Source organism: Inquilinus limosus MP06 (assembly GCF_000767795.1).
Lineage (GTDB): Bacteria > Pseudomonadota > Alphaproteobacteria > DSM-16000 > Inquilinaceae > Inquilinus > Inquilinus limosus_E.
Genome location: NZ_JANX01000561.1, coordinates 1 through 4,068 on the forward strand (window position 1 = coordinate 1; position 4,068 = coordinate 4,068).

Consider the following 4,068-nt stretch of genomic DNA (forward strand, 5'->3'; position numbering starts at 1 on the left):
GCTGCCATGCCGGCCAGCCCGTCGACGCCGCTGCCCCTGGCCAGGCGCAGCAGCACGGTCTCGGCCTGGTCCTCGCGGTGATGGGCGACAGCCAGGTCGCGGATACCGACCTCTCGGCAGGCCTGGCCCAGCAGGCCGTAGCGGGCGCGGCGCGCCTGGTCCTGCGAGGCGCGGGCGGGAGCGTCGGACCAGGTCAGGATCCGGTGCGGAATGTCGTGGCGGGTCAGGGAAGCGCCCGTGGCGGCGGCTTCGGCGGTCGAGTCCGGGCGCAGCCGGTGATCGACGGTCAGGGCCAGGATCTGGCCGCCCCTCTGCCGGACCCAGCGTGCGGCGAGGAGGCTGAGCGCCATGCTGTCGGGACCGCCCGAGACGGCAACGGCAAGGCGGAGGGGCCGGTCGAAGGGGCCGAGGCGGTCCTGCCGTGCGGCGAATTCCTCATCCGAGACGGGCTCGGGCGTGACCGGGCCGGGCATCGCTACATCAGCAGCGCATCAGCAGCTGCTGGTCCTTGGCGCGGCGCAGCATCTGCGCCGGAGCGTCGGGGTAATCCGCCACCAGCCGGGCGAAGGCGTCGCAAGCCGGGCGGTCCTGCCGGGCGGCGACCAGAGACTGCGCCAGCCGCATCAGCGCATCCGGCGCCCGGGGGCCGCGCGGATCCATCGACCAGGCGGCGTTGAAGGCGTTGGCCGCCTCGCCCGGACGGCCCACGGCCAACAGGGATTCGCCCAGCCAGTACTGGGCGTTGCCGGCCAGGCCGCCGCCGGGATCGGCGGCGATGACCTGGTTGAAACCGGCGATGGCGCCATTGTAGTCGCCCCGGTTGTACAGGCCCTGGGCCTGATTGTACGCGGCCGTGGTGTCGACCGGCGCCGCGCCGCCGAGGCCATAGGATTGCGGCTCGGTGGAAGCGAAGCCCGGCACCTGCTGCGGCACCGGGCCCGGCTCGGCCACACCCATCTCCTGCGGCGCGGCCAGGCTGTCGCCCTGGTCATCGTAGCCCGGGGGCACGGGTCCGGCGTCGGACCGCTTCGGCGGCACCAGCGGCGTCGGGGTAAAGGGCTGCGGTGTCCGCGGCGCGGCCGGGGCGCTGCCCTGGGACGGCGCCTTCCTGGCCGGGGCCGGGGCCGGCGCGGCCTTGGCGCCGCCACCGCCGCCTTCGAGCTCGTTCAGCCGGAACTCGATATCGGCCTGGGCCCGCTTCAGCTGATCGGCCAGCTGCTGGTTCTGGTACTGCAGTTGCTCGATCTGCCCGGTCAGCTGCGAGATCTGCTGCTCCAGCGTGCTGACCCGGACCTCGAGCTGGGCCTCGTAGCTCTGCGCCCGGCCGGGCCCGGACGGGGCCAGGACCGCGACGGCGAGCGCCACGGCCGCGAATACACTCCATCGCCTCTGCGAAGCCGGCATGTCGCCTCCACCTCCTTGGTTCGGGGCACGGGGTTCGGTCTTGGCCATGGGACCGATCCTGGGCCGGCCCCAGCGGCGAAAATAAGACGCGCCGGTCACAGCGACAACGGCGATGCCGCTGCCGCCGTCCGGCGCGCAAGTCTTCCGTCCAGCGGCGGACCGGGCCACGAGGCGCGGTCCGCCGGCCGGCGGGATCAGTTGACGACGGTGACCGCCCGGCGGTTCTGCGCCCAGGCCGACTCGTCGTGGCCCGGCACCGCCGGACGCTCCTTGCCGTAGCTGATGGTGGTGATCCGCGACGGGGCAACGCCGTTGGCGATCAGGTAGTTGCGCACCGAGTTGGCGCGACGGTCGCCGAGCGCGAGGTTGTACTCGCGGGTGCCGCGCTCGTCGGCGTGGCCTTCGACGGTCACGGCGACGTTCTGGTACTGCTGCAGCCAGCCGCCCTGCTTGTTCAGCGTGGCCTGCGCCTCGGGGCTCAGGTCGAAGCCGTTGAGCGAGAAGAACACCCGGTCGCCGATGTTCTGAGCCAGATCCTGCTGCGAGCCGGGAACGGCGGTGCCGCCCGTGCCGAGGCCGCCGGTGCCGGCGCCGGTGCCGGCGTTCTGGGTGGAGCTGCAGGCGGTGGCCAGCAGCAGAGCGCCCATGAGGGACACAATCTTGAGACGCATGGTTCTTTGCCCCTGACGTGGATCCGACTTTACGATTCGGAAAGCGGTTGAGGGAAAAGCAGGTTACTGCCCGCTCCGCAAGGTATTTCTTGCGTAATTTCTAGCATTTCTGCGGCTTGTCGTCACGGCAGCAGCGGCGACCACGCGGCGTCGGACGCATCGAAGGGCGTCGGCACCGCGGCGCTGACCCGGCCGGTGATGTCGACCGTAACCAGCTTGCTGCCGCCGCCGCCGCTGGCCGTGTACATCAGCACGCGGCCATTCGGCGCCCAGGTCGGGCCTTCCGCCAGGAAGCCCGAGGCCAGGTCACGCTCGCCCGTGCCGTCCGGCCGCATCACGCCGATCGAGAAGCTGCCGCCCGTGATCTTGGTGAAGGCGATCAGGTCGCCGCGCGGCGACCACACCGGCGTGCCGTAGCGGCCCTGGCCGAAGCTGAGGCGGCGCACGCCCGACCCGTCGGAGTTCATGATGTAGAGCTGCTGGCTGCCGCCGCGGTCGCTCTCGAACACGATCTGCGATCCGTCCTTGGAGTAGGAGGGCGAGGTCTCGATCGAGGGGTCGGAGGTCAGGCGCTGCACCGAGCGGGTGCGCAGGTCCATGACGTAGATGTCGGTGTTGCCGTTCTGCGCCATGCTGAAGATCACCCGGTTGCCGTCCGGGCTGAAGCGCGGCGAGAACGTCATGTTGGCGAAGTCGCCGAGCGATTCCTGCCGGCCGCTGCCGAGGTCGAGCAGATAGACCCGGGGCTTGTTGCCGACATAGGCCAGGTAGGTGATCTGCTGCGTGCTGGGCGAGAAGCGCGGCGTCAGCACCAGTTGCGAGCCGTCGGTCAGGAACTGATGGTTGGCGCCGTCCTGGTCCATGATCGCCAGGCGCTTGACCCGGTTGGTCTCGGGCCCGGTCTCGGAGACGTAGACGATGCGGGTGTCGAAATAGCCGTCCTCGCCGGTCACAGCGCGGTAGATCTCGTCCGCGATCTTGTGGGCGACGCGGCGCATCAGGCTGCTGTCGCCGGTCAGGGTCAGGCCGGTCAGCTGCTGCTCGGCGGCGACGTCCCAGAGCCGGAAGTCGACGTCGAAGCGGCCGTCGCCGCGCGGCCGGATCTGGCCGGTGACCAGGGCCTGCGCCGCCAGCACCTTCCAGTCGGCGAAGCGCGGGCCTTGCTGCAGCGACGCGGCGTCCTGGGTGAAGGCGCGCGGATCGATCGGCGCGAACAGGCCGGAGCGCTGCAGATCCGCCGAGATGATCTGGCTGATCTGGCTGCCGACCGGGTCACCGGGGAAGTCGGTGATCGCGATCGGCATCGGCTGGGTCACGCCCTGATTGATGTCGATCCGGATCTCGGCCCGGGCCGGCGCGGCAGCGAGCGAGAGGGATACGACCGCAGCCAGGGCGGCCAGCGTGGTCTGGAGGAAGCCTCGTTTCATCATCTGCACCTCGGTTCCTGGCTGGTCAGAACATGTCCTTGGGATCAAACACAAGACGGAAGGTATCGTCCGGCCATCCCCCCTGCGGGACGGGCCACTGATCGAACGTGACATAAACGGCTCGGACCGCTGCCCGTGCCGCGGCGTTGCTGCGCATCGACGGATCGGCGAGCTCCACGGAGGACAGCTTGCCGCTGCCGTCGATCCGGACGAGGACCTCGACGACGGGAATGTCCTGCGCTTGACGATCGACGTTCCATTGCCGCCCGACGACGCCGGCGATCGCGTCCTTCTCGCCCTTGCTGATGTCACGCGACCGCGAGTTCTGGCCAGAGGGCGCCGCGGCCCGGTTCGAGCGGCTGTTGCTAGGCCGGGTCGAGGTGGATTCGCTGGTCAAGGCTGCAAGCGCGTCGCTGTCGACCGATTGGGATTGGCTCTGCGATGACGACCGCGTCGGCGTGGCCGCAGCCTGCTGCGATGCTGGCGGGGGCGGTGTCGGCCGCTTGCCGGGCTTCGGCGCCGCGGTCGGCGCGATCGCCATCGGATCGGCCTCGGCCGTCTGGGCC

5 protein-coding genes are annotated in these 4,068 nt (G+C 70.6%); all 5 read right to left on the reverse strand.

Annotated elements, in window-relative coordinates:
- A partial coding sequence (tilS, locus tag P409_RS28370) for a tRNA lysidine(34) synthetase TilS (RefSeq protein WP_081991868.1) occupies window positions 1-473 on the reverse strand: 473 nt, incomplete at its 3' end.
- 7 nt (window positions 474-480) lie between these two features.
- Entirely contained in the window at window positions 481-1,365 is an 885-nt protein-coding gene (gene ybgF, locus P409_RS28375; protein WP_034846319.1) for a tol-pal system protein YbgF, read from the reverse strand.
- A gap of 233 nt (window positions 1,366-1,598) precedes the next feature.
- The gene (gene pal, locus P409_RS28380) at window positions 1,599-2,075 is read right to left on the reverse strand and encodes a peptidoglycan-associated lipoprotein Pal (protein ID WP_034846321.1); all 477 of its coding nucleotides are present in this window, start codon (window positions 2,073-2,075) and stop codon (window positions 1,599-1,601) included.
- 122 nt (window positions 2,076-2,197) lie between these two features.
- Complete coding sequence (gene tolB / locus P409_RS28385) at window positions 2,198-3,511, reverse strand: Tol-Pal system beta propeller repeat protein TolB (protein ID WP_193366531.1); 1,314 nt, start codon at window positions 3,509-3,511, stop codon at window positions 2,198-2,200.
- A gap of 16 nt (window positions 3,512-3,527) precedes the next feature.
- Window positions 3,528-4,068 (reverse strand): hypothetical protein (locus P409_RS39365; protein WP_202964833.1); only part of this gene is annotated, 541 nt, incomplete at its 5' end.